This is a genomic window from Aquamicrobium zhengzhouense (assembly GCF_016124105.1).
GTDB lineage: Bacteria > Pseudomonadota > Alphaproteobacteria > Rhizobiales > Rhizobiaceae > Aerobium > Aerobium zhengzhouense.
Genome location: NZ_JADGMQ010000011.1, coordinates 59,867 through 86,515, shown reverse-complemented (window position 1 = coordinate 86,515; position 26,649 = coordinate 59,867). Strand labels below are relative to the sequence as shown.

Sequence of the window (26,649 nt, the reverse complement as noted above, 5' to 3'; positions counted from 1 at the left end):
CCCTTAGGCCAGACTTTCTAGGAGAACGAACATGGCACTGAAAATCCGTCTTTCGCGCGCAGGCTCGAAGAAGCGTCCTTACTACCACATCGTGATCGCTGACCAGCGTTCGCCGCGTGATGGCCGCTTCATCGAGCAGGTCGGCGCCTGGAACCCGATGCTCCCCAAGGATGGAGAGCGGATCAAGATCAACGAAGAGCGCGTCAAGCACTGGCTCGCAAACGGCGCGCTGCCGACCGATCGCGTTGCTCGCTTCCTTGCTGATGCTGGCCTCGTCGCCCGCGACACGAAGAGCAACCCGACCAAGGGTCTTCCGGGCAAGAAGGCTCAGGAGCGCATCGCTGCTGCCAAGCAGGCTGAGGAAGAAGCTGCTGCCAAGGCTGCTGCCGAAGCAGAAGCCGCGGCCGCTGCTGCCGCTGCCCCGGCTGAAGAAGCTGCTTCCGAGTAAGCACCTGCCTTCAGGCACAAACGATAATGGCGAGCCCCGGCTCGCCATTTTTGTTTCTGGAGGAGAGGAAGAGCTTGGTGCGCGGCGTAGCAGCCAGCCCCCCTTCGTCGCTTCGCGCCACTTCCTCCGCAGGCGGGAGAAGATCCCGGCAAGGGCGAGTTTGATCTGGAAAACAGGGCGCAGCGCTCGGATCCTCCCCCGTTGACGGGGGAGGGGGACCACCGGAGGTGGTGGAGGGGCGCGGGCAGAGTGGGGCTCGTCTAGCTTAAAGCTCTTGCGGGATCGTCTTCAGGAACTCGGAGAGAGCCCAGGTTTCGTAGGCGACATCAGCTTCATGTGGGGCGGATTGGGGGCTGCCCCCTTCGTCGCTTCGCGCCACTTCCCCCGCAGGCGGGGGAAGATCCCGGAGAGGGCGAGTTTGATCTGGAAAACAGGGCGCAGCGCTCGGATCCTCCCCCGTTGACGGGGGAGGGGGACCACCGGAGGTGGTGGAGGGGGCGAGCGCAGTGAGGCTCGTCTAGCTTAAAGCTCTTGCAGGATCGTCTTCAGGAATGCCGAAAGGTCGTCGGTGACGTAGTCGACATCATCCTCGTGCTCGGGGTCCTGCTCCCAGATTTCTGAGAAGGTCGGCTCGAAATTGTTCGGAACGATCAGAACCGTCGTCATTCCAAGCTGCTTGGGGACAGACAGGTTCCTTGCAAGGTCTTCGAACATCACGGCATTGGGCGCGTCGACGCGGTGGATGCCCATGAACTTGTCGTAGGGCTCACGCGCAGGCTTCGGAACGAGGCCGGCGGCGACGATGTCGAAAATGTCGTCAAAATCGTCAAGGATGCCGAGTTGGCGTGCGGTGTTTTCCGCATGCTTGCGGTCACCATTGGTGAAGATGAACTTTCGCCCCGGCAGGGCGCGGATGGCTTCGCCAAGTTCCGGGTCCGGCTGCACCCACGAATAGTCGATGTCGTGGACCTTGTTGAGGAAGTCGTCCGGATCGATGTTGTGGCGCTGGATGAGGCCATTCATCGTCGTTCCGTATTCGCGGTAGAGCTCCTTTTGCAGCTTGCGCGCATCATCACGCGAAAGCTGGAGCAGCTCCGACACATAGGCGGTCATCTTCACATCGATCTGCGCAAACAGATTTGTGTGATGCGGATAGAGCGTGTTGTCGAGATCGAACACCCAATCGGTGACGTGGGCGAAGCGGGAAGGATCAGGTGCGTTTGTCATGTTCTTTGCCTAGCCGAAATCTGGCGCGGAAAGAAGGCCGGGGGGAGGCCCGACTTCCGACCCGGTGGCTTCCCCCGGCTTGTCTTCTGTCTGTCGAACGGCATAAGTCCACGCAATCAGCGGAGATGGCATGGAACTCTGGATACCGATAACCGTCGCGGCGGCATTTCTGCAGAACCTTCGTTCGGCAGCGCAGAAGCATCTGAAAAGCGTCATGGGAACGACCGGCGCGACCTTCGTGCGCTTTGGCTTCGGTGTTCCGTTCGCCTGCCTGTATCTGTGGCTGCTGGGCTCGGTCGGGGGCTATAGCGTCCCGTCGGTCAATGCCGATTTTCTTTTCTGGGTGGTGATAGGCGCCTTTGGCCAGATTGGCGCGACCTTCCTACTGATCCACTTGTTCTCGCATCGCAATTTTGCGGTCGGCACTGCTTATTCGCGCACGGAGCCGGCCCAGGCTGCTCTCTTCGGGCTGATCTTCTTTGGCGAGACGGTCAGCGCCGGGGCTTTGGCAGCAATCGCGATCAGTGTCTTTGGCGTGATGCTGATCTCGGTCGCTCACATGCAGATGAGCTGGCGCAACCTGGTGACGTCCGTCTTTGCGCGCAACGCCATGATCGGACTTGCGTCCGGCACCTTGTTTGGAATTTCCGCGGTCGCCTATCGCGCAGCGTCGCTGGCGCTCGGAGGCCCCAACTTTGCGGTGCAGGCCGCGGTCACGCTCGTCTGGACCATCTGCCTGCAGACGCTGGTGATGTTGGGCTGGATGCTGTGGAAGGATCGCGCCGAGATCGGCCGCATCGTGAAAGCCTGGAGGATATCGCTCTTCACCGGCTTTGTTGGCGCAACGGCATCCTTTGGCTGGTTCATGGCAATGACGTTGCAGCAAGCTGCCATCGTCAAGGCGCTGGCGCAGATCGAGATGCTGTTCACCTTTGCCGCGACGGTGTTTTTCTTCAAGGAGAAGATCAACCGCTACGAAACAATCGGCTGCATCCTGATCGTATTGGGGATCATCGTGCTGGTGCTGCTGCGCTAGCGGCGCCACCATGAGGCCGCTGGCGCGGCCATCCGATGTCAGCCCTTGCGCGCAGCTTCCGCCTTGGCAAGTTCACGTTCCAGTTGACGAAAGCCGGTGTCAGGCGTGGTCTCGTCGCTACGGTCGATCACTTCATCCCAACGCTCGACAAGGCGTTCCGCAGCATCCGGGCCATCTTCGAGATAAATGCCCTGAGTGAGCGTCACATGTGCGCTCTCAAAGCCGCCGCCGCCAGCGGTTAGAATCACGCGCGATGGCGCATCCTCGCGCACCAGCGCCAGAATGGCGGGGCTGACGCGGTGGGTTTCCAGCAGCGACAATTGCTCGGCTGGGAACAGATCTCCCACCATCGGGGTGGCGGCTGTGGGTGCGAGGCTGTTGACGCGAATATTGTACTTTGCGCCCTCGATTGCGAGCGTCTGCATGAGGCCGACCAGCGCCATCTTGGCCGCGCCGTAATTCGCCTGCCCGAAATTGCCGTAGAGGCCGGACGACGAGGTCGTCATGACGATACGGCCATATTGGCGCTCGCGCATATGGTCCCAAACCGCCTTGGTGCAATTGGCGGCGCCCATCACATGCACGTCCAGCACCAGCCGGAAGTCGGCCAGATCCATCTTGGCGAAGCTCTTGTCGCGGATGATGCCGGCATTGTTGACGAGGATGTCGATCTGGCCCCAACGCAAAAGCGTTTCGGCGACCATGGCCTGGATGGCATCGAAATCGGTTACCGACGCTGCATAGGCGAATGCCTCACCACCGGCCGCGACGATTTCGTCAGCGACGTTTCCGGCTGGTTCGGCATGCATGTCGTTGACGACGATTTTCGCGCCGCGCCTGGCAAGAAGCAGGGCATGTTCGCGTCCCAGGCCAGACCCTGCGCCCGTGACAATCGCCACCCGCCCCGTCAGATCGATCATGCTCTACTCCTTGATTTGCTTATGGAACGATCAGCGTTCCGGCGCCGTGCTCGGTAAAGAGTTCGAGCAGGACAGAATGCGGCGTCTTGCCATTGAGGATAACGACGCCTTCGACACCGCGCTCAATGGCTTCGATGCAGGTCTCGACCTTCGGGATCATCCCGCCCGAGATCGTGCCATCTTCGATCAATGCCCGTGCCTCGGCAACGGTCAGCTCGTCGATCAGCTTCTTGTCCTTGTCGAGGACGCCAGGAACGTCGGTCAGGAAAAGCAGACGCGACGCGTTCAGCGCACCGGCAATGGCACCTGCAAACGTATCGGCATTGATGTTGTAGGTGTGGCCGTCACGGCCCGGTGCCACGGGTGCGATCACCGGGATCATTTCGGAGCGAGCCAGAAGGTCGAGCAAGGTCCGGTCGACCTCGACAGGTTCGCCGACGAAGCCGAGGTCGAGCACCTTCTCGATATTGCTTTCCGGGTCCTTGATGGTCTTGCGCGCCTTCTCGGCGAAGACCATGTTGCCGTCCTTGCCGCAGAGGCCGATCGCCCATTCGCCTTCGGCGTTGATGAGCGCGACGATCTCCTTGTTGATCGAGCCGGCCAGAACCATCTCGACGATCTCGACCGTCTTCTGGTCGGTCACGCGCAGGCCGCCCTCAAACTTCGATTCAATGCCCATCTTGTTCAGCATCGCGCCGATCTGCGGGCCGCCGCCATGAACGACAATCGGATTGACCCCCGATTGCTTCAGTAAAGCGATGTCACGGGCAAATGCGCGGCCCAGTTCGACATTGCCCATGGCGTGGCCGCCATATTTCACCACGACGGTCTTGTTTTCGTAGCGCTGCATGAAAGGCAGGGCTGCCGAAAGAAGGCGGGCCTGCTCTTCGGCGGTGGCAAGCTGATCGGTCGTCATCAAAACCTCGGGCGTTGGCGAGCAATTGCTGGCAGGGGTCTTAGCGACAAATAAATGCCCGGGCAATTGCTTGCGCCAAGGATGCCGCCGTGCTGGTTTTGGATTCTGGCGGATAAGGCGCTATTGACCTGCAATGACCTCACTTGCTCGCGACTCAGTTCCATCACCAACCCGCCGCACCTGGTTATCCGAGGCCAAGGCCATGCTGGCGCTCGCCTGGCCGATGATCCTCACCAATCTCGGCCAGACGGCGATGAACACCACCGACGTCATGATGATGGGACGCCTGGGTCCGGACGCACTTGCTTCGGGCACGCTGGGGTCCAATCTTTATTTTGCGCCGATGATGTTCGGGCTCGGCCTGATCCTTGCGGTCTCGCCGATGGTCGCCTTCGAGATCGGACGCAATCGCCACTCCGTGCGCGATGTGCGCAGAACCGTGCGGCAAGGCCTCTGGATCGCCTGCATGGTCGCGCTGCCGCTGTGGCTGTTGTTGTGGCACACGGAAGAGATCCTCGTCGCCATGGGGCAGGAGCCGCATCTGGCCGCAGGCTCGGGCGTCTATATGCGCTCGATGCAATGGTCGATCCTCCCCTTCTACGGGTTCGTCGTGCTGCGCTCGTTCATCTCGGCGCTGGAGCGGCCGGGCTGGGCGCTGGTCATCGTCTTCGTTGCCGTCGCCTTCAACGCCCTTTCAAATTATTGCCTGATGTTCGGAAATTTCGGTTTTCCTGCCTTGGGGCTGTTCGGCGCGGGGATCAGCACGACGCTTGCCGCAACGCTGATGTTTGGCGGCATGGCGCTTGTTATCTTGCGCCACCGCGTTTTCCGCCGCTATCACTTGTTCGGTCGCTTCTGGCGCGCGGACTGGCCCCGCTTTTTCGACATGCTGCGCCTTGGCCTGCCGATCGCCGGGATCCTCGTTTTCGAAGTCGCTATTTTCAGTGCGTCGGGCCTGCTGATGGGGTTGATCGACACTGTCTCACTCGCCGCACATGCCATTGCGCTGCAAATTGGCGCGATCACCTTCATGGTGCCGATGGGCATAGGGCAGGCGGCAACAGTGCGGGTCGGCCGCTTTCACGGGGCTGGCGACCATGAAGGTGTCGGCCGCGCAGGTTGGACGGCGCTTGCCATGGGCCTCACCTTCATGACGCTGACGGCAATCACCATGGTCACGGTGCCGCACTGGCTGATCATGGGCTTCATCGATGTTGGCGATCCGGCCAATGCTGGCGTCATCACCATGGCAGTGACCTTTTTGTCCTTTGCTGCGCTGTTCCAGATTGCCGATGGCGCGCAGGCGGTTGGCAGCGGGATGCTGCGAGGGCTGCGGGACACACGGGTTCCGATGATCTATGCCGGCATCGGCTATTGGTGCGTCGGCATGCCGCTTGGAGCCGGCCTCGCCTTCTGGGGCGGGCTGAAGGGCGTCGGCATCTGGATCGGCCTTTCGAGCGGTCTTGCTGTGGTCGGAGCGCTGCTGATCGGGCGTTGGATCCGGCGCGACAGGCTGGCGAGTTAAAGCCCGGCCGCCCCCTCCACCATCTTCGATGGTCCCCCTCCCCCGCTTCGCAGGGGAGGATCCAAACGTCGTGCGCGGCTTCTCTGGGGATCTTCCGCCGCCTGCGGGGGAAGTGGCGCGAAGCGACGAAGGGGGCGTGTGGCGCTACCAGCGTTAGACGGCATCTTCGCCATTGCTACCACGTTGATTAGGGCCGGCGTCGGCATCTGGATCCGGCGCGACAGGCTGGCGAGTTAAAGCCCGGCCGCCCCCTCCGGCACTTCGTGCCACCTCCCCCTCGCGAGGGGGAGGATCCCGGAGATGCTGAGCTTGATGCTGGGGTCCTCCCCGCGAAGCGGGGTGAGGGGGACCACCGAAGGTGGTGGAGGGGGCGTCTGGCGCCCCGCGTTACAACGGCCGCTTCACCCATCTTGCTATCACGCCGACAACGCCTTCGCGGAAGAGCAGCACGCAGATGACGAAGATGCAGCCCTGGATGACGGTCACCCAGGCGCCCATGGTGGCGAGGTAGTTCTGCATCGTAACGATTACGGCTGCGCCGACGATCGGGCCGAAGACGGTTCCCATCCCGCCGATCAGCGTCATCAGCACCACTTCACCGGACATTGACCAGTGCACATCGGTGAGCGAAGCCAGCTGGAACACGATCGCCTTGGTCGAGCCCGCCAGCCCCGCCAGCGTCGCCGACAGGACAAACACCGCGAGCTTGTAGCGGTTGGTGCGGTAGCCGAGCGAAATCGCCCTTGGCTCGTTTTCGCGGATCGCCTTCAGCACCTGTCCGAACGGCGAGTGGATGATGCGGTAGATCATCAGGAGGCCGCCAAGAAAGATCGCCAAGACCACGAAGTAGAGGGTGATGTCCGAACGCAGATTGATGAGGCCAAACAGCATGCCTCTCGGCACCGCCTGAATACCGTCTTCGCCGCCGGTAAAGGGTGCTTGCAGGGAGAAGAAAAACACCATCTGCGCAAAGGCGAGCGTCACCATCGCGAAGTAGATGCCCTGACGCCTGATGGCGAGCGCGCCAATGGCGGTGCCCAATATGGCTGCCGCCAATGTGCCCGACAAGATTGCAAGCTCGGGCGGAAAGCCCCAGACCTTTGCTGCATGGGCAGAAATATAGGCCGCCCCACCAAAATAGGCGGCATGGCCGAACGACAGAAGTCCGCCATAGCCAAGCAACAAATTGAAGGCGCAGGCGAACAGCGCAAAGCACAGCACCTTCATCACGAAGACCGGGTAAAGCAGGAAAGGTGCTACCAGCCCCGCCGCGAGCAGGGCGATGAAGATTGCCGCGTGATGGGCGGGCATGCCGCCACGCGCCTGCTGGACCGAAATGCCCGAATTGTCTGTTTCGACAGCGGCGCTCATCACGCAGTCCTCCCGAACAGACCAGCCGGCTTGAAGAGAAGCACGATGGCCATGATGACGAATATCACGACGGAGGAGGCCTCAGGATAAAACACCTTTGTCAGGCCCTCGACGAGGCCAAGGCCAAACCCCGTAATGATCGCTCCGAGGATCGAGCCCATTCCGCCAATGACGACCACGGCGAAGACGACGATGATGAGGTCCGCGCCCATATTGGGATTGACCGAGTAGATCGGCGCGGCAAGCACACCGGCAAAGGCCGCCAGCGCAACGCCAAAACCGTAGGTCAGCGTGATCATGCGCGGCACGTTGATGCCGAAGGCGCCGACGAGCGTCGGGTTTTCGGTGGCGGCGCGAAGATAGGCTCCCAGCCGGGTTTTCTCGATGACGAACCACGTGCCGAAACAGACGATCAGCGATGCCACCACCACCCAGCCGCGATAGTTCGGCAGGAACATGAAGCCGAGATTTTGTCCCCCGGCAAGTTGTGGCGGGATGGCGTAGGGCAGGCCGGATATGCCGTACTGATTGCGCAGCAGCCCCTGAATGATGAGGGCAAGACCGAAGGTAAGCAGCAGCCCGTAAAGGTGATCGAGATGGTAGAGCCGAGCGATAAGCAGCCGCTCGATTATGATCCCTGTAATGCCGACGATGATCGGAACGAGGATGAGCGCCCACCAATAGCCGAGGCCGCCATAGGTCAGGAGCATCCACGCCACGAACGCGCCGAACATATATTGAGCGCCATGGGTGAAATTGATGATGTTGAGCAGGCCGAAGATCACTGCGAGCCCCAGCGACAGGATCGCATAGAACGATCCGTTGATAAGCCCGAGCAGCAATTGCCCGAAAAGCGCCTGGGGCGGGATACCTAATAGTTCGAACATCGAGCCGTCCTGCCGGTTGTTTCAGGTGAGGAGCGCGCCGCAATCAAAGAGAGCGGCGCGCGACCACGAACGCTTATTGGACGAGCGGGCAGTTCCCTTCATTGAGCGGGCGGAATGCCTTGTCGGCAGGGATGGTCGCCAGCGTCTCGTAATAATCCCACGGCCCCTTGGAGTCGGCTGGTGCCTTGACCTTGAAGAGGTACATGTCGTGCACCTTGCGGCCATCGGCCCGGATTTCGCCCTTGCCGAACAGCGGATCGTCGGTCGGAATTTCCTTCATCTTGGCGATGACCGTATCGGCCTCGTTGGACTTCGCGGCTTCGACAGCTTTCAGGTAGTGGAGGACACCGGCGTAAACGCCTGCCTGCACCATGGTCGGCTTATCGCCGTCAATGCCTTCAAACCGGGCGGACCACTCGCGAGTGCTGTCGTTGAGGTCCCAGTAGAAGCTCTCCGTGAGGACGAGCCCCTGAGCCGTTTCAAGGCCAAGCGCGTGAACGTCGGTGATGAAGATCAAAAGGCCCGCAAGAGCCTGGCCCGCCTGTGTGATGCCGAACTCGGCTGCTTGCTTGATCGAGTTGATCGTGTCGCCGCCCGCATTGGCAAGGCCGATCACCTTGGCCTCCGAGGCTTGAGCCTGCAGCAGGAACGAGGAGAAATCGGTTCCGGGGAAGGGGTGGCGAACCGAACCGACCACCGTGCCGCCGGATGCTTCCACAACAGCGGTCGTGTCGCGCTCAAGGGCATGGCCGAAGGCATAATCGGCCGTCAGGAAAAACCACGAATCGCCGCCATTTTCCACCATCGCCGATCCTGTGCCATGGGCGAGCGCCCAGGTGTCGTAGGTCCAGTGGACGGTGTGGGGGGTACAGGCGGGACCGGTCAGATCCGAAGCGGCGGCGCCAGAATTGATGAACAGGACGTTGGCTTCCTTGACGATCTCGTTAACTGCGAGCGCCGCAGAGGAGGTTGGAACGTCGACGATGACATTGACGCCATCCTGGTCGATCCACTGGCGGGCGATGGTAGAGGCGACGTCCGGTTTGTTCTGGTGGTCTGCCGAGACGATCTCGACCTTGATCCCCTTGGCCTCGGCACCAAAATCCTCAGCGGCCATACGCGCAGCTATCACCGAGCCCTCGCCCGACAGATCCGCATAGATGCCTGAGCGATCGTTCAGCACGCCGATCTTGACGGAAACCTCCTGTGCCAACGCGCTCGATGCCATAAGCGAGGCGGCGAGGGATGCTAGTAAAAATCCAGTCTTCCTCATGTCAGTCTCCTCCGGTTGAGCGCTTTTTGCGGCGCTTTGCTCCCTACACGCCGAGATAGGCGTGCAGCTTTTCAAGATTCGCTTCGATGTCGGCATTGGCGATCTCGTCGACCACGCGGCCCTGATCGACCACGTAGTGACGGTCGGCGACCGTGGATGCGAAGCGAAAATTCTGCTCGACGAGGACGATGGTGAAGCCCTCGTTTTTCAGTTGGGCAATGGTGCGCCCGATATGCTGGATGATGACCGGTGCAAGCCCTTCGGTAGGCTCGTCCAGCAGAAGCATCTTTGCGCCGGTTCGAAGGATGCGGCCAATTGCCAGCATTTGCTGCTCACCGCCGGAAAGCTTGGTGCCCTGGCTGTTGAGCCGCTCCTTGAGGTTGGGAAACAGGTCGAAAATCTGCTCGACGCTCATGCCGCCGGGTTTCACCTGCGGCGGCAGCATCAAATTTTCCTCGACCGATAGCGACGAGAAGATGCCGCGCTCCTCGGGGCAAAAGGCGATGCCTTCACGCGCAATATAGCGCGCTGGTGCATGCATTAGCTCCTTGCCCTGAAAGACGACCGAGCCTTTGCGCTTCGTCAAGATCCCCATGACCGACTTCAACGTCGTGGTTTTTCCGGCGCCGTTGCGACCGAGCAGCGTCACCACCTCGCCAGGGAAGACGTTGAAGTTGACGCCGTGGAGGACGTGGCTTTCGCCATACCAGGCTTCGAGGTTGCGAACGGCAAGGAGCGGCTGGCGCGTCGCCGTTTCCGGGCGGGTTGCAGTTGCAGCCTCAGCCATGGCCAGCTCCAATATAGGCTTCGATCACACGCGGATCTTTGGAAACGCTTGCATAATCGCCCTCGGCCAGCACCTTGCCACGCGCCAGAACGGTGATCGTATCCGAGAGGGAAGCGACGACTGAAAGATTGTGCTCGACCATCAAAATGGTGCGGTCCGCGGAGATGCGCCTGATAAGCGCCGCGATCCGGTCGACATCTTCATGGCCCATTCCCGCCATCGGCTCGTCCAGCAGCAGCATTTCCGGGTCAAGTGCCAGCGTGGTGGCAATCTCGAGGGCGCGTTTGCGCCCATAGGGCAGGTCACCGGCCTCCGTCTGCTCGAATTCGGACAGGCCAACTTCGGCAAGCAAGGCCCGCGCCCGCTCGTCGAATTGCAGCAGCACCTTTTGCGAGCGCCAGAAATCGAAGGAATCGCCGCGCTGGCGCTGCAGCGCGATGCGAACATTTTCGAGCGCCGTCAGATGCGGGAAGACTGCAGATATCTGGAATGAGCGGACCAGCCCGAGCCGGGCGATGTCGGCAGGTGACATCGCGGTGATGTCCTGGCCCTTGTAGATGATCCGGCCGCGCGTGGGCGGCAGGAATTTGGTCAGTAGATTGAAGCAGGTGGTCTTGCCTGCTCCGTTCGGACCGATCAGGGCGTGGATCTGGCCCCTCTTGATTTTAAGGCTGACGCCTTCGACAGCGAAGAAGCCCTTGAATTCCTTGGTCAGGTCGTCTGCGGCCAGAATGACGCCGTCGTCCATGCACACCTCACACATAGCAGGCGCGCGAACGCCCCGCCTAACTCGTGCGCCTCCTCCGAGGCTGGTCGTTCCCCTTGGCCGAGCAATCTGCCGTCGCTCGTTCCACTCCTTGAGGATGCACAAAGGAATCGCCAACGCAAGAAACACATCGCATTATTCGACCGGATTTTTGAGAAAACTCAGTTCATCCGTCGCGCAATTGATGCACTCGTTAAGTATTGTTGCATTGATAGGGCAGTAAGGCTGACTTAGATGCGATTTGGTCAGATCCGTGTTTGGTCCAGATTATGTGATCTCGTGAATGACAATGAATGATTGAACCTCTACATGCCCCTTCCTAGGTGTTGATGATGGATACCAAGCCGACGCCCTTTGTTCCGCCCGCGCCGAAACCGCGCACGTCGCCGCCCTCCACCATCGAGATGATGCGGATCGTCTATCGCAATCCGCTCGAATTGTGGGGCCAGCCCTCCTACAACGAGCCATGGATTTCGATCGGTACCGGGATTGGTGGCCCGCTCCTGATTGCCAACGATCCCGAACTGATCCGGCACATTCTCGTTGACAACGCCAAGAACTACCGGATGGCGCGGGTGCGCCAGAAGATCTTGCGCCCGATCCTGCATGACGGCCTGCTCACCGCTGAAGGTGACGTGTGGAAACGCTCGCGCAAGGCGATGGCCCCGGTATTTACGCCGCGCCACATTCAGGGCTTTGCTGCGCCGATGCTGAGCGTGTCGGAAAAGTTCGTCGCAAAATATCACGATGGCATGGTCACCGACGTCGCCCGCGACATGACCATGCTGACCTATGACATCCTCGCCGAAACACTGTTTTCGGGTGAGATCGCAGGAAATCCCGACGAGTTCGCGCATCAGGTCGATCACCTGTTCGAAACCATGGGCCGGGTCGATCCGCTCGACCTGATCGGCGCGCCGGACTGGATCCCGCGCATCACGCGCCTGCGCGGCCGAAAGACGATGGCCTTCTTTCGCAAGCTCGTCTCCGACACGATGCAGATGCGCAAGGACAAGCTGGCCCGCGATCCGGAAGGTTCGCCCAACGATTTTCTGACGCTGCTTCTGAAGGCTGAGGGCCCTGACGGGCTCAGCCGAGCCGAGATTGAAGACAACATCATCACGTTTATCGGGGCAGGGCACGAGACAACGGCGCGTGCGCTGGGCTGGGCGCTCTATTGCCTTGCCGAAGCGCCTTGGGAGCGCGACCGCATCGAGGCCGAGATCGACGAGGTGCTGGCGGCAACGCCCGATCCCTACGAATGGCTCGGCAAGATGCCTTACACGCGCGCCGCCTTTGAAGAAGCGATGCGGCTTTATCCGCCTGCCGCTTCGATCAGCCGCGAGGTAATCCAGCCCGAACGCTGGCGCGATCTTGAGATCATTGAAGGCGCGCAGATCCAGATCATGCCGTGGACGATCCACCGCCACCGCAAGCTTTGGACAGATCCGGATGCATTCCTGCCCGAGCGCTTCCATCCCGAAAATCGCGACAAGATCGACCGCTATCAATATCTGCCATTTGGAGCTGGTCCACGCATCTGCATTGGCGCGGCCTTCGCAATGCAGGAGGCCGTGATCGCCCTCGGCGCCCTAATGTCCCGCTTCCGCTTCGACACCTTGCCGCAAACAAAGCCCTGGCCGGTCCAGAAGCTCACCACCCAACCGCAAGGCGGCCTGCCGATGAAAGTCTCGGTGAGGTAGGGCAGGTGAGGGCACAGTGCTGCCCCTCACCTGCCTGCCGGCATCCTCTCCCCGTAAACGGGGCGAGGAGCGATATTCGCTACTTGAAGAGATAGCCACAGCTTCTGCTCCCCCTTGCGGGGAGAAGTGCCTGGCAGGGCGATGAGGGGTGGCGCGACGGTCTAAGTTTTCGCTACGCCCCCCTCCACCGCCTTCGGCGGTCCCCCTCACCCCGCTTCGCGTGGGAGGATCCGGGCGTGGAGCTCGGCATCTCCGGGATCTTCCCCCGTGTGCGGGGGAAGTGTCGCGAAGCGACGAAGGGGGCGGCGCGCTCAGCCTTTTGCAGCCCCTGCGTGAGTCGATAGGGGCGTTTCTCTCCTCGCGTGAGGAATGGGTGCACGGGGAAGGGAAGGGCTGCTGACTGTGTTCTTCCTAGATTTGAAGGGTGCGACCATAGCCCCCTCCACCACCTTCGGCGGTCCCCCTCACCCCGCTTCGCGGGGGAGGATCAGAGCGTCGAGCCCGGCATCTCCGGGATCTTCCCCCGTGTGCGGGGGAAGTGTCGCGAAGCGACGAAGGGGGCGGGGCGCTCAGCCTTTTGCAGCCCCTGCGTGAGTCGATAGGGGCGTTTCTCTCCTCGCGTGAGGAATGGGTGCACGGGGAAGGGAAGGGCTGCTGACTGTGTTCTTCCTAGATTTGAAGGGTGCGACCATAGCCCCCTCCACCACCTTCGGTGGTCCCCCTCACCCCGCTTCGCGGGGGAGGATCCGAGCGTCGAGCTCGGCATCTCCGGGGATCTTCCCCCGTGTGCGGGGGAAGTGTCGCGAAGCGACGAAGGGGGCGGGGGGGCGCTTAGCCTTTGGCGGCTAGCTCCTTGAGCCGATAAAGCGCGTCAATCGCTTCTCTGGGGGTCATGTCGTCCGGCTGCAGTGTGGCGATTGCTTCGACGAGTGCGTCGTTGGCCTTCGGTGCTGTCGCTTCACGTTTGGCGGCTACCGAGAACAGGGGAAGGTCGTCGACCAGCCGCTCGGCTTTGCCGGAGGTTTCGCCTTCCTCGAGCTGGCGAAGGACTTCGCGGGCACGCTCGACCACGGCGTCCGGCAGTCCTGCAAGGCGCGCGACCTGGACGCCGTAGGACCGGTCCGCCGCACCCTTGCCGACCTCGTGCAGGAAGACAACGTCGCCTTCCCATTCCTTGACCCGCATCGTCACATTGTGCAGGCGCGGCAACTTGCCGGCGAGCGCGGTGATCTCATGGAAGTGCGTTGCGAAGATCGCGCGGCAGCGGTTCTTCTCATGCAGATATTCAACCGCAGCCCAGGCAATCGACAGGCCGTCAAAGGTCGATGTTCCGCGGCCGATCTCATCAAGGATGACGAGGGAGCGCTCGCCTGCCTGGTTGAGGATTGCTGCCGTCTCGACCATCTCGACCATGAAGGTCGAGCGCCCGCGCGCCAAATCATCTGATGCACCGACGCGCGAGAACAGGCGGTCAACGATGCCGATATGGGCGCTGGCCGCAGGCACAAACGAGCCCATCTGTGCCAAAATGGCGATCAGCGCGTTCTGGCGCAGGAAGGTCGACTTACCGCCCATATTGGGACCGGTAAGCAGCCAGATGGCGCCGTGGCTGGCGTCGCCTTCAGGTGAAAGATCGCTGTCATTGGCCACGAAAGGATCGCCCAGCTGGCGGCGCAGCGCTTGTTCGACCACCGGATGGCGGCCACCTTCAATGGCAAAGGCGAGGCTGTCATCGACGCGCGGCCGGCAATAGTTTTCGGACGTTGCAAGAATGGCTAGGGCGCCCGACACGTCGAGTTCGGCAAGCGCAGCCGCACCGGCGCGAATGGCATCGGCGTGGGAAACCACTTCAGCCAGCAACTTTTCGAAGATGGAGAGCTCGATCTGCAAAGCGCGATCGGCTGCATTGGCGATCTTCGTCTCCAGTCCCGCCAGTTCCGTGGTGGTGAAGCGCATGGCGTTCGCCATGGTTTGGCGATGGATGAAACGGGCCTTTGCCTCATCCGTGCCCGTCAGCGCCTCGGCGTTGTTCGCCGTCACCTCGATGTAATAGCCAAGGACGTTGTTGTGCCGGATCTTCAGCGAGCGGATGCCCGTCTCTTCGATCAGATCCCGCTCCATCTCGGCGATCACCCGGCGCGACTGGTCGCGAAGCGCGCGCATTTCGTCGAGCTCGTCGTGATAGCCTTCGCGCACAAAACCGCCGTCGCGTTTCAGGAGCGGCATTTCTTCGGCGAGTGCGAGGTTCAGGTGTTCGCGCAGCGTTTCCGGCAATTCGGCAAGCTGGCTGCAGCAAGTCGCAAGACGCTGCGGCAGCATCGCAGAGGACAATAGATCGGCAATCTGGCGCGCGGCATCAATGCCGGTGCGAAGGGCTCCAAGGTCGCGCGGTCCACCGCGGTTGAGCGCAAGGCGCGACAGTGCCCGCGGCATGTCGGGAACGCCCTTGAGAAGGGCGCGCAGCTCTTCGCAAAGACGGGTTTCCGATTGCAGGAAGGAGACGCAGTCGAGCCGTGCCTCGATCTCGGCAGGATCGGTCAAAGGGGCGGTAAGTCGCTCGGCCAGGAGCCGTGCGCCGCCGCCGGTGACCGTCCGGTCGATCGATTTCAGAAGGGAACCGTCCCGGTTGCCCGAAAGGGTGCGGACGAGTTCGAGATTCGCGCGGGTGGCCGCGTCGATGAAGAGGGTTGATGAGTTTTCTTCACGCTCGGGCCGGGCAAGCGGCGGGCGCTCGGAAATCTGGGTCTTCTCGACATAGGCGATCGCCGCAGCAATTGCCGACAACTCCGCGCGGGAAAATTGGCCAAAGCTCTCCGGTGTGGCGACGTTGAAAAAACGCGCAATCCGGCTGGTGGCGGCTGCGGAGTCGAACAGCGTTGCTGGATGCGGGCTCGCGACCCGTCCCAACACGTCAAAGACCGACCGCAGCTCCAGATCGTGAAAGACGGGGTCGGCAACGATCACCTCACGCGGATCGACCCGCAATATGTCACCCAGCAGGCGGTCTGCCGCCGATTCCGCCACCTTGAAGGCGCCGGTGGAGATGTCGATCCAGGCAAGGGCGTAGCTATTCTCGGACGTACCCTTCACGCGGCCGATTGCCATCAGATAATTGGCTTCGCCCGGCGCAAGCAGCTTTTCCTCGGTGATGGTGCCTGGCGTTACAAGGCGCACGACATCGCGGCGCACCACCGATTTGGAACCGCGCTTGCGCGCTTCCGCCGGGTCTTCCATCTGCTCGCAGACCGCGACGCGGTAGCCCTTGGCGATCAGCTTTTCCAGATAGTCGTCCGCCGCGTGGACAGGTACGCCGCACATGGCAACGTCCTCGCCCTGATGCTTGCCCCGCTTCGTCAGGGCGATGCCAAGCGCGCGTGCCGCAACCTCCGCGTCGTGGAAGAAAAGTTCGTAAAAATCCCCCATGCGGTAGAACAAGAGCGAATCCGGATTCGCCAGCTTGATCTCGATATATTGCTCCATCATGGGCGTTGCGCCTTCGGTCGAAAGCTGGAACGTGGGAGCTGGGGTGATGGGCGTCTGCTGATTCAAGGGTGCTTGCCTTCGCTATAAGCCGATAGCCTGCTTGGCGATTTAACTTTTGCAAGTGTAGCCTTAATCGATATAGGTCGGCAAAACTCCACAGAAACGAGCTTGGCGTAGGAAGGAAGCGAGCATCAGATGCCTTTGAAAGACACAGCCCCCGAGGGTGAGCCTTCGGTCACGCCGCAAGAAGCCCTAGACTTTCATGCAACCGGACGCCCCGGCAAGCTCGAAATCACCCCGACCAAGCCGATGGCGACGCAGCGCGACCTGTCGCTCGCCTACTCCCCCGGGGTTGCCGTCCCGGTCAAGGCCATCGCGGAAGATCCGACGCGCGCGTTTGATTACACGGCACGCGGCAACATGGTTGCAGTCATTTCGAACGGTACCGCGATCCTCGGCCTTGGCAATCTGGGTGCACTTGCCTCGAAGCCGGTGATGGAAGGCAAAGCCGTCCTCTTCAAGCGCTTTGCCGATGTCGACGCGATCGACCTTGAGGTGGACACCGAGAACGTCGACGAGTTCATCAACTGCGTCCGTTACCTTGGCCCGTCCTTTGGTGGCATCAACCTCGAAGACATCAAGGCACCGGACTGCTTCATCATTGAGGACCGCCTGCGCGAACTCATGGACATTCCGGTGTTCCATGATGACCAGCACGGCACCGCCATCATCGCTGCAGCCGGCCTCATCAATGCGCTAAAAATCACCGGCCGCGACATGAGGACGACCAAGCTCGTCTGCAACGGCGCAGGCTCTGCGGGCATCGCCTGCATCGAACTCGTCAAGGCGATGGGCTTTGCCCCGGAAAACGTCATCCTCTGCGACACCAAGGGCGTGGTCTATAAGGGCCGTACCGAGGGCATGAACCAGTGGAAGTCGGCACATGCGGTCGAGACGGACAAGCGAACGCTTGCCGATGCTCTCGATGGTGCCGACGTGGTCTTCGGCCTGTCTGCCAAGGGCGCATTTACAGAGCCGATGATCCTGTCCATGGCGAAGAACCCGATCATCTTCGCAATGGCAAATCCGGATCCGGAAATCCTGCCGGAAGAAGTCGCAGAGATCCGCACGGACGCCATCGTCGCCACCGGTCGTTCGGACTATCCGAACCAGGTCAACAACGTGCTTGGTTTCCCCTACATCTTCCGCGGTACGCTGGACGTTCGCGCAACGACCATCAACGACGCGATGAAGATTGCCGCCGCCAATGCGCTGGCCGAGCTTGCTCGCGAGGATGTGCCGGATGATGTCGCTGCAGCTTATCGCGGCAACCGTCCGAAGTTCGGCCCGAACTACATCATCCCGGTGCCGTTCGACCCGCGTCTGATCTCGGCAATCCCGCTCGCGGTCGCCAAGGCGGCAATGGATTCCGGCGTCGCCAGCCGCCCGATCCTTGACCTTGAAAAGTACCGTCAGGAGCTTCTCGCACGCCGCGATCCAATGGCCTCGACCTTGCAGCGCATTTACGAGCGCGTGCGTCGTCAGCCAAAGCGCGTCGTCTTTGCCGAGGGCGAGGAAGAGCAGGTCATGCGCGCCGCTGTGTCCTATGTGAACCAGCAGCTCGGAAGCGCGATCCTGATCGGCCGCGACGATGTGATCAAGGACAATGCCCGTGCAGCCGGGATCGATCTCGATCGCCCGGGCATCGAGATCATCAATGCGCGCCTGTCGCGCAAGAATGCGATCTACACCGACTTCCTGTACGAGCGCATGCAGCGTCAGGGCTATCTCATTCGCGATTGCCAGCGTCTGATCAACAATGATCGCAACCATTTCGCCGCCTGCATGGTGGCGCTTGGCGATGCGGACGCGATGGTCACGGGTGTCACGCGCAACTACTCGACCGCACTCGATGACGTACGCCACGTTATCGACACCCGTCCGGGGCACCGCGTCATCGGCGTGTCGATCGTCATTGCACGCGGTCGCACGGTGATCGTCGCCGACACAGCGGTCCATGACATGCCCGACGCAACCGAGATTGCGGATATTGCCGAAGAGGCAGCAGGCTTTGCCCGCCGCATGGGCCACGAGCCGCGTGTTGCGATGCTCGCCTACTCGACCTTCGGCCACCCGCAGGGCGAGCGCTCGGCGCGTGTAGCAGAGGCGGTCCGCATCCTCGACAAACGCCGCGTCGACTTCGAGTATGACGGCGAAATGGCTGCTGACGTTGCGCTGAACCCGGAACTGATGCGCCAATATCCGTTCTGCCGCCTGTCGGGTCCGGCCAACGTTCTGGTCATGCCGGCCTATCACTCGGCCTCGATTGCCACGAAGATGCTGCAGCAACTGGGTGGCTCGACCGTTATCGGCCCGCTGCTGGTTGGCCTCAACAAGCCTGTCCAGATCGTGCCGCTGAACGCCAAGGACAGCGACATCGTCAACATGGCCGCAATCGCGGCCTATACCGGCGCATAACGCCTTGAAACAAAGAAGCCCCGGCGTCGGTGAGCCGGGGCTTCTTCTATTGATTGCTGTTGTATCTACGACAGGCGCGGAGCGAAACGCTCGGCATCGGCGCCGTAATAATTGATGTAGCGGGGCGAGATGCTCGCAACCGGCAGCACGATGAAAACATCGGTGGTGCCAAACTCGCGGTCTATGACGCATCCATCGCCAACCTTCGCTCCAAGGCGCAGATAGCCCTTGATGAGAGGCGGCATCTCCTGCAGCGCAGCCCGCATGTCGACGGCCTCTGCCGGGGTCAGATCCATTTCATGGTAGCGCGACGGCACGGCATTGACCTGCCAGGGTCCGGTGGCCCGGCTGTTCTGGGCAAGAAATGACAACGCTTGCGCGTGCGCCGCGGGCACCGTGCCGGGAAATGACGCGCATCCGGTCATCGCGCCGATGCCGTAATGGTTCACATAGGCCCAGATGCCCTGCCACAACAATTCGATCGTGCGGCGCGAGCGGTATTCCGGCAGCACGCATGAGCGGCCAAGTTCGAGGAACTTGATATCGCGATGGCGCGCGACCAGGCGCTCGATTTCAAACTCGGCACTTGAATAGAAGCCGCGGGTCGCGACCGCCACGTCATCGCGCAACAGGCGGTAGGTGCCGACAGCCTTTTCCTGCGTGCCGTCTGCGCCTCGGTCGATGACCAGCAAATGGTCGCACGCATCGTCATAGCGATCGGCATCGAGCTGGTCCGCTGCGCTCGCAAGGCCTGCGGCGGCACCCAACTCTTCATGGAAAACGCGATATCGCAGCTTCTGGGCTGTCTCGATGTCCTGCCGTCCGCTTGCGAGGCGAACCTCGAGGGTTGCGATACGTCCAAGTACGGTTCCGGGCTGCAGTTCGTGGCCTCGTACGTTGATGATCCAAGGTTGTCCGCGCGAGGCTTCCAGCATCACATCCTGCATGGTCGATTCTCCTCGGCTGGCAACAGCCGTCCTAAACCATCTCACTCAAAACGGCGAAGATGTTTGCTGCGACGAAACGCGCCGGGCAGTTCCGCTGCGGTCTCGATCTTGCCGTCGGTCCGTGGCTCAAGGTCTAGGAGAAATCTGCAACAGAACTATGACCGCGTTGACGGCGTGGATATCCGCCAGCAGGTTCAAGCGCGTGATATTCGACGTGGGAAAGGAGAGCCTGCGGGTCAAGCGGTTTGGTCAGAAACCCAGTGGCACCATGCGCGATGACGCCCTGGCGCGTTTCCTTTTGCCCGTCCGCCGACAGAACAAGGATAGGAACAGCGGGGCTTCCATTGCCCTCCTCATATTTCCTGATGTGGGTGATCGCGTCGAGACCATCCATCACCGGCATATGAAGATCCATCAGCACGACGTCAAAATGTTCGGCGCGCACGGCATCCACTGCTGCTTTGCCATTGCCGACAATCTTCACCTTGTGGCCGCCCTTGGAGAGGGCCGAGCGCGCCAGCAGCGCATTGATGTCATTGTCTTCGGCAACGAGGATTGAGAGCGCCCCTGGAGCGCTGGGCTTCGGCAGGGCAGAATTCTCTGGGCTTGCGGTGAGCGATCTTGCGTCGTCGGACGATGAGGCGAGGACGCGAACCAGCGTCTCGCTGCGCACCGGCCGCGCCAAAAACGCATCATATCCTTCCGCACGATAGCGCGGGAGTTTGCCCCGATCGGAAGGTGCGATCAGGATGATTGCTTTTGCGAGGTCCGTCTTTTTCGCGCGCAGCTGTCTCAACAGACGTCCATCGACGCTTTCCAGCTCGGCATCGATGAAAACTGCATCGAAGGAGGTCCGGTCCTGCCTGATCCTGGCAGCCTCATCAGCGCTTCCAACAATTGTCGCAAGCCCTCCATGTGCGATGACAGTCCAGGCAATCGCCTCCGCCTCGGTGCTGTTCCTCGATATGATGATGCAGTTGCGATCCTGAAGCGATTTCTGGACGCTCGCCGGCCGCTGTGGCCTGGCAGCAGGAAGACTGATGGTGAAACGCGAGCCGGACCCAAATTCGCTCGTCGCGGTGATCGATCCCGACATGGCATCGATGATACGTCGCGAAATCGCAAGGCCGAGCCCGGCGCCGCCATGCTTGCGGGTTGAAGTCCCGTCGGCCTGCTCGAACTCTTCAAAAACGCGGTCAAGGTCGCCGGTTTCAAGTCCTGGACCGGTGTCGGTCACGTCGAACCGCAACATGCCGCGTTCGACCGACAGCTCAACGAGCACGCCGCCGCTTTCCGTAAACTTCACCGCATTGCCAATAATGTTCAACAAGACCTGCCGCAGCCGATCCGGGTCGGCCTTGATCGTATGTGGAACGCGCGGATCGATGTAGCAGCCAAGGCCGATTGACTTGGCGTGCGCCCGGGGAGCCAGCAGCTCAACCACGTTCTCCGCCATTTCACGCGGCGATACATCTTCGGCCCTCAGCTGAAAGCGTCCAAATTCGATCTTGGAATAGTCAAGCAGGTCCTCGATGAGAGCGAGAAGCGCGGACGCTGATGTCGATACGGCACTGACATAGGTGCGCTGCTCGGGCGACAGCCGCGTATCTGCCAGCAGCTTCGCCATTCCCATGATGCCGTTCATCGGGGTGCGGATTTCATGGCTGACGGTCGCCAGAAAGCGAGTCTTCGCTTGATTGGCAGATTCTGCTCTCTCCCTTGCGGAGTTTGCCGCTTCCTCTGCGCGCTTCAACGCGGTGATGTCGCGCGCGATTGCCCGGTGAGAGACTGCGTTGTTAGTCTTGTCGCGGGCCGACAGTTCGATCCAGGAAAACCATCGTATTCCGCTCTTTGCGCGGATGACGACATCGGTTGACGACAAGTGCTCGCCGCTGGAAAACGCGCTGTCGGGAACGAGGCCCACATCCACGCCGACATCGCGCAGATTCTTGCCCATCAGTTCGTCCGGCTTGCACCCCAGAAGATCGGCAAGCACGCGATTGGCATAGACGATCCTGCCCTCACGATCGCGGTGGATGATGATGTCGCCCAGCGCGTCGATGAGCTCATGGAAGCGCTCTTCGCTCTCCTCCATCTCCCAGACGCGGTCGGCGAGATGCTCCAGTTCGACACGGTTTCGGCTGGCGGCATCATCAAGGAGGCTGGCAAGTCGCGACTTCTCACGGAACTCGGCGACCTCAAGAAAGATTGCGACAAGGCTGATGCAGATAAGGGCCATCGCGACCAGCGTCGGGGAGCCGGTGAGATAGGAAACCCCGGCGAGTGTCAGCAGCGCCAAAACCAGCGCTGGACGCAATAGGGTGGGGCGCGCATTTCCCGTTACCTCCGGAACCAACGATGGCGGGGAGATGCGCAAGCGTCCATTGCTAAGCGTGTGCTGCGCGCCCAGCCGGTCGCCCTTCTTCCGTTTTGTATTACGTTCCTCCAACATGCCTTCAACCTAGCGAGGAAGGCTTAGGGAACGCTTGGAAGAGAAGTTAGAATTTTACCGATCAGAGGCCGGAGGCATTATCTGCAGCAATATTGTGAAAGAAATTCACTGGAACAGGCTGAGCAAATTCTGCGGCGCACTGTTTGAGATCGACAGCGCCCGCAGGACCAGTTGTTGCCTGACCTGCTCAGCCGTAAGACGCGCTGCGGGTGTCTCCATGTCCGCATCCGCCAATTGGCTCATGCCACGCTCGAATGCGTCGATAAGCTTTGAAGTGAACTCTTTTTGCAGTTCAACGCGGGTCTTGATGGACCCGATGTAAGCAGCCGCCGAGACCGTCTTTGCGTGCATGACATCAATGGTGCTCAGGTAGGCCGTCACCAGATCCGGATTGGTTTCAACGTCGATGTCGAGAAGTCCGTAGGAGATGATCGGCTCGATGTTTACCGATATTCCGGAAAAGCCGATATTCGTGCGTCGTCCTGCAGTCCTGTCCACGTCGGTATCGACTGAAAGCGTCACACCTGCTCCGCTCTCCTCGATCTTGATATTCCACAAATCACCAACGAGGTGGCTGAGAAGTGCCGTCATATGTGCTGGTGTATCGACCCTGCCGTCGTCCCTTCTAAGAACCTGATCGACGGTGTCACGATCGATTGTCAGCGCTTGCTCCTGTCCGTTGATGTGGAACCGCATGGTCGCAACAACGTCGCGATAGATTTTAAACGGCTCGAAGGCGAGGTGGATTTGTCGTGGGGCACTTCCATAAGAAGCGGACTCAACCAGTCCATGCCGTGCAATTCCGGCACTCTGTTCCAGATTGCTGATGATGATGCTGGAGCCGTTATGGCCAGTCGTTTCGCTTGAAGAGAGCGCGTAGCGGTTGGGAATGACGTTTCTTAGCCAATCCACGACGTCGCTAACCGCGACGCCGTGACTGCCTAGCGTAGTATTAAGGACAGTCATCCATTGGCCCCATGAAGAGACCGTGCCGTTGGAGCCTGGCAATGCGCTGACTATGTCGCTTTTGGTTATATTGATAAGGGTTTTTGTGCCGTCCAGCAGTGGACCGGGAAGGCCGTGGTCTGGACTTTCCTTGTCTACCTCGAGCTCGAAGCGGATATAGGCATCGTCGCCCATCGTGAACGGTCCGACGAAGGTGAAGTGCGAAGTCGCCCGGCCACCGGATCGGTGGTTCGTATCGTCGTAGACCTGAAATTCTGCGGGTATGGCGGGCAAACGAATGCCGCCGAGACTTTTCGGGCTGCGAGGATCGGGCTCGAGAATGCCTCCGCCGTGCCCGTTCACCAATGAGGTCTTCAAAAGGTCGATATCTATCGTGCCGATGGAAATCCCTTGATCCGTCTGCATGTAGGACGCGGTGTATTTTCTGGCACGCTCATCAAGGGGCGCTTCCCATATGTGCTCGACATTGGTGCGAAGGAGATTTCCCCCAGCAAATTGGGCGCTGTCGACGGCAGTCAGGATTTGCTGCGCAAGCTCGTGGATTTCATTTTGTATCTTGGAAGTGTCAGCGCCGTCCCCCTCGCTGAGGACCAGCTTGTCCTTGATCAGCGAGAGGTTGGATTCAACCTGGGTGAGTGCAGCGTAAGTCACGTCAACGAGAGCCGTGGTCAGCCCGAGCGAATCCATTACCGCATGGTTCGCGCCCATCGTCGACTTCATCGCGACCGATATGGACCAGTAGGAGGCGTTATGCGCGGCCTCTGCCACCCGTAATCCAGTGGCAGCTTCATCCTGCAGGCGCGCCAAAGCCTTTGCATTGCCGCGCAAAGTCTGCAGCGCGGTCATTGCTCCAGAATTCGTGTGTATGGACGACATCACACCCCCCAAAATGCCTGCCAGCCCAAGGACGCGCGGACCGTAGGAAGGCTTGGTTGATGAGGGGTTAATTTGATGATTTCTTGAGTAGACGGGCTAGTAGTTCAGGCAGTTTGCTTTTCGCCCGAGCTTTCGTCCATCAGTATTTACCGAAGCTCAGGCGCTCATGTCGATCACAAGGCGGCCGCGTACCTTTCCTTCGACGATGTCATGCGCGGCATTGGGGAGAGCATCGAAGGGCATCAAGGTGGAGATCGCGCGCAGATGCTCGCGATCGAGATCCTTCTCGATCCGCTGCCATGCTTCGATCCGCAACTCCCGCGGTGCCATCACGGAATCGATGCCAAGGAGGGAGACACCACGCAAGATGAACGGCGCGACACTCGACGGCAGGTCCATCCCTCCGGCAAGACCGCAGGCGGCGACCGCCCCGCCATATTTCGTCATCGACAGGACATTGGCGAGTGTGTTGCTGCCGACTGTGTCGACGCCGCCTGCCCAGCGCTCCTTGCCAAGCGGGCGGGCAGGGCCTGCCAACTCGCTGCGCTCAATCACATCGGTAGCGCCGAGGCTCTTCAAATAGGCATGTTCTGAATGACGGCCCGTGGAGGCAATTACCTCATAGCCGAGCTTGGACAGGAGCGAGATCGCGACGGATCCGACGCCGCCAGCAGCGCCCGTCACAACCACTGGTCCGCGATCGGGTGTAATGCCGTGCCGCTCCAGCGCCATGACGCAAAGCATCGCAGTATAGCCAGCGGTGCCGACGATCATCGCATCGATAGCAGACATGCTTGAGGGCAGCGGGACGAGCCATTCCCCCTTGACGCGTGCGCGCTTTGCATAGGCGCCATGATGGGTCTCGCCGACGCCCCAGCCGTTGAGAATGACCTTGTCGCCCGGCTTCCAGTCTGGATTTTCCGAGGAAATCACCGTGCCGGCAAAGTCGATGCCGGGGATCAGCGGCCAGCGCCGGATGACGGGTGCCTTGCCGGTCAGCGCCAGGCCATCCTTGTAATTGATCGTGGTGGCCTCGACGGCGACGGTGATATCGCCATCCATCAGATCCGCGTCCGTGAGTTCGACAAAAGAGTTGGTCTGGTTTTTCGCTTCATCCTGTGAAGCCAGCAGCGCAGTGAAACTCTCGGACATGGGGCTCTCTCTCGATGAGGCGTTTGTCCGTGAGTTTGGCTGGCTGCTATGCCGCGGTCAACCGTTCCGCTCTGCCGAACGGGCTCGCCGCCATACCAGGAATTCATCCAGCACCACCATCGCGGCGCCGACCGAAATGAATGCGTCAGCCATATTGAAGACTGCAAAAGACCAGTTCGGCAGGTGGAACAGGATATAATCCACGACATAGCCGAGAAAGGCGCGGTCGATCAGATTGCCGATCGCTCCGCCGATGATCAGCGCAAAGCCGTACCGCGCCAGAACCTGCCTGGGGTCGGTCCGCGCAGCAATCCAGACGATGAAGGCGGTTACGACCAGAGTGAGCGCCACAAGACCCATACTGCCAAAATCCGCCATCATCGAGAAGGCGATGCCGGTGTTGTGCGTGCGGTAGAGGGCCAGGAACGGAAGGACAGGCAGTCCCTCATGCATCGGCAGATACGCCTCCACGGCCAGCTTGATTGCCTGATCAAGCATGACCGCGAGAATTGCGATGAGACCGTAGGGGATGAGGAACGCCTTCATAGAATACCTATATGCCGCCAGAGGGCAGCGCGTGCCGCCTGATTTCATAGAGCGCAACGCCCGTGGCCACCGCAAGGTTCAATGAATCGGCTCGCCCTGTCTGCGGAATGCGGATCAACTGATCGCAGGCATCGGCGAGTTGTTCGGGCAGTCCCTGCTGTTCGTTCCCCATCATCAGGATCACCGGCCCACCGTCATATTTGGGCTGACGGTAATCGACAGAGCCCTTCAGATGCGTGCCGAACAGCCGTGCGCCGCTTGCCTTGCGCCAGGCAAGGAATGCTTCGGCATTGGCCTTGGTCACCCGGACGGCAAAGATGGAGCCCATGGTGGCCCGGACAGTTTCCACAGAGAACGGGTCGGTGGTGTCGCCAATCAGGATCACGCCTTTTGCGCCGACGGCGTCAGCGGTGCGGATGATGGTTCCCAGATTGCCCGGATCACGAACGCGGTCGAGCGCGACATAGACGTCGTTGCCGGTCGGCCGAACGTCCTTGAGCGGCATCCAGCGCTGCTTGAAGACGCCGAGCACCATTTGCGGGTTGTCCTTGCGAGTGATGGCGCCCAGGACCTTTTCCGAAACTTCCAGCACAAGGCCGCCTGAAGCCTTGGTCTTGGCAGCAAGTTTCTCGAGAGCCGGCGTGCCGCGCTGGTTTTTGGCAAACACCAGCGTGCGGATGGTCCAGCCCAGATCCATCGCGTCAATGACCAGCTTCAACCCCTCCGCCATGAACGCGTCTTGCGCATCGCGGAACTTTTTCATCGCCAGCGCGCGAATGTCTTTGACGATCGGGTTGGAGAGGCTGGTGACTTCCTTCACCTGCCCAACGCGGCGGTTGTCGTCTCCGCTCATGAATTCCATTCCTTGCAAGAACTCCCACTCCCAAGCC

20 protein-coding genes are annotated in these 26,649 nt (G+C 60.7%); 5 read left to right on the top strand and 15 right to left on the bottom strand.

The window, feature by feature from the left end; translation table 11 throughout:
• Nucleotides 1-31: 31 nt before the first annotated feature.
• Complete coding sequence (rpsP, locus tag IOD40_RS14585; protein WP_198477420.1) at nucleotides 32-448, top strand: 30S ribosomal protein S16; 417 nt, start codon at nucleotides 32-34, stop codon at nucleotides 446-448.
• A gap of 522 nt (nucleotides 449-970) precedes the next feature.
• Here the strand turns inward: rpsP and IOD40_RS14580 are convergent.
• On the bottom strand, nucleotides 971-1,675 hold the full coding sequence (locus IOD40_RS14580) for a pyrimidine 5'-nucleotidase (RefSeq protein ID WP_198477419.1): 705 nt from the start codon (nucleotides 1,673-1,675) through the stop codon (nucleotides 971-973).
• A 130-nt stretch (nucleotides 1,676-1,805) separates the two neighbouring features.
• Here IOD40_RS14580 and IOD40_RS14575 point away from each other — a divergent pair, with 130 nt between their 5' ends.
• Nucleotides 1,806-2,711: a DMT family transporter gene (locus tag IOD40_RS14575; protein ID WP_198477418.1), complete on the top strand. Its 906-nt coding sequence runs from the start codon at nucleotides 1,806-1,808 to the stop codon at nucleotides 2,709-2,711.
• Between the two features lie 38 nt (nucleotides 2,712-2,749).
• On the opposite strand, the gene IOD40_RS14570 is transcribed toward IOD40_RS14575, so the two are convergent.
• Nucleotides 2,750-3,631, bottom strand: a complete 882-nt coding sequence (locus tag IOD40_RS14570) for an SDR family NAD(P)-dependent oxidoreductase (RefSeq protein ID WP_198477417.1) — start codon at nucleotides 3,629-3,631, stop codon at nucleotides 2,750-2,752.
• Nucleotides 3,632-3,650: 19 nt separating this feature from the next.
• The gene (gene argB / locus IOD40_RS14565; RefSeq protein WP_198477416.1) at nucleotides 3,651-4,547 is read right to left on the bottom strand and encodes an acetylglutamate kinase; all 897 of its coding nucleotides are present in this window, start codon (nucleotides 4,545-4,547) and stop codon (nucleotides 3,651-3,653) included.
• A gap of 202 nt (nucleotides 4,548-4,749) precedes the next feature.
• On the opposite strand from argB, the gene IOD40_RS14560 reads away from it, so the two are divergent.
• The gene (locus IOD40_RS14560; RefSeq protein WP_198477470.1) at nucleotides 4,750-6,072 is read left to right on the top strand and encodes an MATE family efflux transporter; all 1,323 of its coding nucleotides are present in this window, start codon (nucleotides 4,750-4,752) and stop codon (nucleotides 6,070-6,072) included.
• A 387-nt stretch (nucleotides 6,073-6,459) separates the two neighbouring features.
• Here the strand turns inward: IOD40_RS14560 and IOD40_RS14555 are convergent, their stop codons facing one another.
• From IOD40_RS14555 to IOD40_RS14535, 5 genes are all read right to left on the bottom strand, one after another.
• Complete coding sequence (locus IOD40_RS14555) at nucleotides 6,460-7,383, bottom strand: branched-chain amino acid ABC transporter permease (protein ID WP_198477469.1); 924 nt, start codon at nucleotides 7,381-7,383, stop codon at nucleotides 6,460-6,462.
• A 59-nt stretch (nucleotides 7,384-7,442) separates the two neighbouring features.
• On the bottom strand, nucleotides 7,443-8,330 hold the full coding sequence (locus tag IOD40_RS14550) for a branched-chain amino acid ABC transporter permease (protein ID WP_198477415.1): 888 nt from the start codon (nucleotides 8,328-8,330) through the stop codon (nucleotides 7,443-7,445).
• Nucleotides 8,331-8,403: 73 nt separating this feature from the next.
• On the bottom strand, nucleotides 8,404-9,603 hold the full coding sequence (locus tag IOD40_RS14545; RefSeq protein ID WP_198477414.1) for an ABC transporter substrate-binding protein: 1,200 nt from the start codon (nucleotides 9,601-9,603) through the stop codon (nucleotides 8,404-8,406).
• Between the two features lie 43 nt (nucleotides 9,604-9,646).
• Nucleotides 9,647-10,390, bottom strand: coding sequence for an ABC transporter ATP-binding protein (locus tag IOD40_RS14540; RefSeq protein ID WP_198477413.1), 744 nt, complete (start codon nucleotides 10,388-10,390; stop codon nucleotides 9,647-9,649).
• Nucleotides 10,383-11,138 (bottom strand): ABC transporter ATP-binding protein, encoded by a 756-nt coding sequence (locus IOD40_RS14535; RefSeq protein ID WP_198477412.1) that lies wholly within the window; start codon nucleotides 11,136-11,138, stop codon nucleotides 10,383-10,385. The genes IOD40_RS14540 and IOD40_RS14535 overlap by 8 nt, the downstream gene beginning before the upstream one ends.
• Nucleotides 11,139-11,488: 350 nt before the next feature.
• Between IOD40_RS14535 and IOD40_RS14530 the strand changes: the two genes are divergently transcribed.
• On the top strand, nucleotides 11,489-12,859 hold the full coding sequence (locus tag IOD40_RS14530) for a cytochrome P450 (protein ID WP_198477468.1): 1,371 nt from the start codon (nucleotides 11,489-11,491) through the stop codon (nucleotides 12,857-12,859).
• 831 nt (nucleotides 12,860-13,690) lie between these two features.
• On the opposite strand, the gene mutS is transcribed toward IOD40_RS14530, so the two are convergent.
• Nucleotides 13,691-16,342, bottom strand: a complete 2,652-nt coding sequence (mutS, locus tag IOD40_RS14525) for a DNA mismatch repair protein MutS (RefSeq protein ID WP_198477467.1) — start codon at nucleotides 16,340-16,342, stop codon at nucleotides 13,691-13,693.
• A gap of 195 nt (nucleotides 16,343-16,537) precedes the next feature.
• Between mutS and IOD40_RS14520 the strand changes: the two genes are divergently transcribed.
• The gene (locus IOD40_RS14520; RefSeq protein WP_198477411.1) at nucleotides 16,538-18,820 is read left to right on the top strand and encodes an NADP-dependent malic enzyme; all 2,283 of its coding nucleotides are present in this window, start codon (nucleotides 16,538-16,540) and stop codon (nucleotides 18,818-18,820) included.
• A gap of 65 nt (nucleotides 18,821-18,885) precedes the next feature.
• On the opposite strand, the gene IOD40_RS14515 is transcribed toward IOD40_RS14520, so the two are convergent.
• The 6 genes from IOD40_RS14515 to IOD40_RS14490 all read right to left on the bottom strand — a co-directional run bounded on the left by IOD40_RS14515 (nucleotide 18,886) and on the right by IOD40_RS14490 (nucleotide 26,612).
• Nucleotides 18,886-19,767 carry a GNAT family N-acetyltransferase gene (locus IOD40_RS14515; RefSeq protein ID WP_198477410.1) on the bottom strand — a complete coding sequence of 294 codons (882 nt, stop codon included), beginning with the start codon at nucleotides 19,765-19,767 and terminating at the stop codon, nucleotides 18,886-18,888.
• Nucleotides 19,768-19,900: 133 nt separating this feature from the next.
• Nucleotides 19,901-22,219 (bottom strand): response regulator, encoded by a 2,319-nt coding sequence (locus IOD40_RS14510; RefSeq protein WP_198477409.1) that lies wholly within the window; start codon nucleotides 22,217-22,219, stop codon nucleotides 19,901-19,903.
• A gap of 105 nt (nucleotides 22,220-22,324) precedes the next feature.
• Nucleotides 22,325-24,061: a flagellin N-terminal helical domain-containing protein gene (locus IOD40_RS14505; RefSeq protein WP_267905131.1), complete on the bottom strand. Its 1,737-nt coding sequence runs from the start codon at nucleotides 24,059-24,061 to the stop codon at nucleotides 22,325-22,327.
• Between the two features lie 156 nt (nucleotides 24,062-24,217).
• Nucleotides 24,218-25,213 (bottom strand): acrylyl-CoA reductase (NADPH), encoded by a 996-nt coding sequence (gene acuI, locus IOD40_RS14500; protein ID WP_198477407.1) that lies wholly within the window; start codon nucleotides 25,211-25,213, stop codon nucleotides 24,218-24,220.
• Nucleotides 25,214-25,270: 57 nt separating this feature from the next.
• Entirely contained in the window at nucleotides 25,271-25,759 is a 489-nt protein-coding gene (gene lspA / locus IOD40_RS14495) for a signal peptidase II (RefSeq protein ID WP_198477406.1), read from the bottom strand.
• Between the two features lie 7 nt (nucleotides 25,760-25,766).
• Nucleotides 25,767-26,612, bottom strand: a complete 846-nt coding sequence (locus IOD40_RS14490; RefSeq protein ID WP_198477405.1) for a TrmH family RNA methyltransferase — start codon at nucleotides 26,610-26,612, stop codon at nucleotides 25,767-25,769.
• Between the last annotated feature and the right edge of the window lie 37 nt (nucleotides 26,613-26,649).

Bases quoted from the DNA above. Each gene is read 5' to 3' on its own strand.
- rpsP (WP_198477420.1), top strand. From the start codon at position 32: ATGGCACTGAAAATCCGTCTTTCGCGCGCAGGCTCGAAGAAGCGTCCT.
- IOD40_RS14580 (WP_198477419.1), bottom strand. From the start codon at position 1,675: ATGACAAACGCACCTGATCCTTCCCGCTTCGCCCACGTCACCGATTGG.
- IOD40_RS14575 (WP_198477418.1), top strand. From the start codon at position 1,806: ATGGAACTCTGGATACCGATAACCGTCGCGGCGGCATTTCTGCAGAAC.
- IOD40_RS14570 (WP_198477417.1), bottom strand. From the start codon at position 3,631: ATGATCGATCTGACGGGGCGGGTGGCGATTGTCACGGGCGCAGGGTCT.
- argB (WP_198477416.1), bottom strand. From the start codon at position 4,547: ATGACGACCGATCAGCTTGCCACCGCCGAAGAGCAGGCCCGCCTTCTT.
- IOD40_RS14560 (WP_198477470.1), top strand. From the start codon at position 4,750: ATGCTGGCGCTCGCCTGGCCGATGATCCTCACCAATCTCGGCCAGACG.
- IOD40_RS14555 (WP_198477469.1), bottom strand. From the start codon at position 7,383: ATGCCCGCCCATCACGCGGCAATCTTCATCGCCCTGCTCGCGGCGGGG.
- IOD40_RS14550 (WP_198477415.1), bottom strand. From the start codon at position 8,330: ATGTTCGAACTATTAGGTATCCCGCCCCAGGCGCTTTTCGGGCAATTG.
- IOD40_RS14545 (WP_198477414.1), bottom strand. From the start codon at position 9,603: ATGAGGAAGACTGGATTTTTACTAGCATCCCTCGCCGCCTCGCTTATG.
- IOD40_RS14540 (WP_198477413.1), bottom strand. From the start codon at position 10,390: ATGGCTGAGGCTGCAACTGCAACCCGCCCGGAAACGGCGACGCGCCAG.
- IOD40_RS14535 (WP_198477412.1), bottom strand. From the start codon at position 11,138: ATGGACGACGGCGTCATTCTGGCCGCAGACGACCTGACCAAGGAATTC.
- IOD40_RS14530 (WP_198477468.1), top strand. From the start codon at position 11,489: ATGGATACCAAGCCGACGCCCTTTGTTCCGCCCGCGCCGAAACCGCGC.
- mutS (WP_198477467.1), bottom strand. From the start codon at position 16,342: ATGATGGAGCAATATATCGAGATCAAGCTGGCGAATCCGGATTCGCTC.
- IOD40_RS14520 (WP_198477411.1), top strand. From the start codon at position 16,538: ATGCCTTTGAAAGACACAGCCCCCGAGGGTGAGCCTTCGGTCACGCCG.
- IOD40_RS14515 (WP_198477410.1), bottom strand. From the start codon at position 19,767: ATGCAGGATGTGATGCTGGAAGCCTCGCGCGGACAACCTTGGATCATC.
- IOD40_RS14510 (WP_198477409.1), bottom strand. From the start codon at position 22,219: ATGTTGGAGGAACGTAATACAAAACGGAAGAAGGGCGACCGGCTGGGC.
- IOD40_RS14505 (WP_267905131.1), bottom strand. From the start codon at position 24,061: ATGTCGTCCATACACACGAATTCTGGAGCAATGACCGCGCTGCAGACT.
- acuI (WP_198477407.1), bottom strand. From the start codon at position 25,213: ATGTCCGAGAGTTTCACTGCGCTGCTGGCTTCACAGGATGAAGCGAAA.
- lspA (WP_198477406.1), bottom strand. From the start codon at position 25,759: ATGAAGGCGTTCCTCATCCCCTACGGTCTCATCGCAATTCTCGCGGTC.
- IOD40_RS14490 (WP_198477405.1), bottom strand. From the start codon at position 26,612: ATGAGCGGAGACGACAACCGCCGCGTTGGGCAGGTGAAGGAAGTCACC.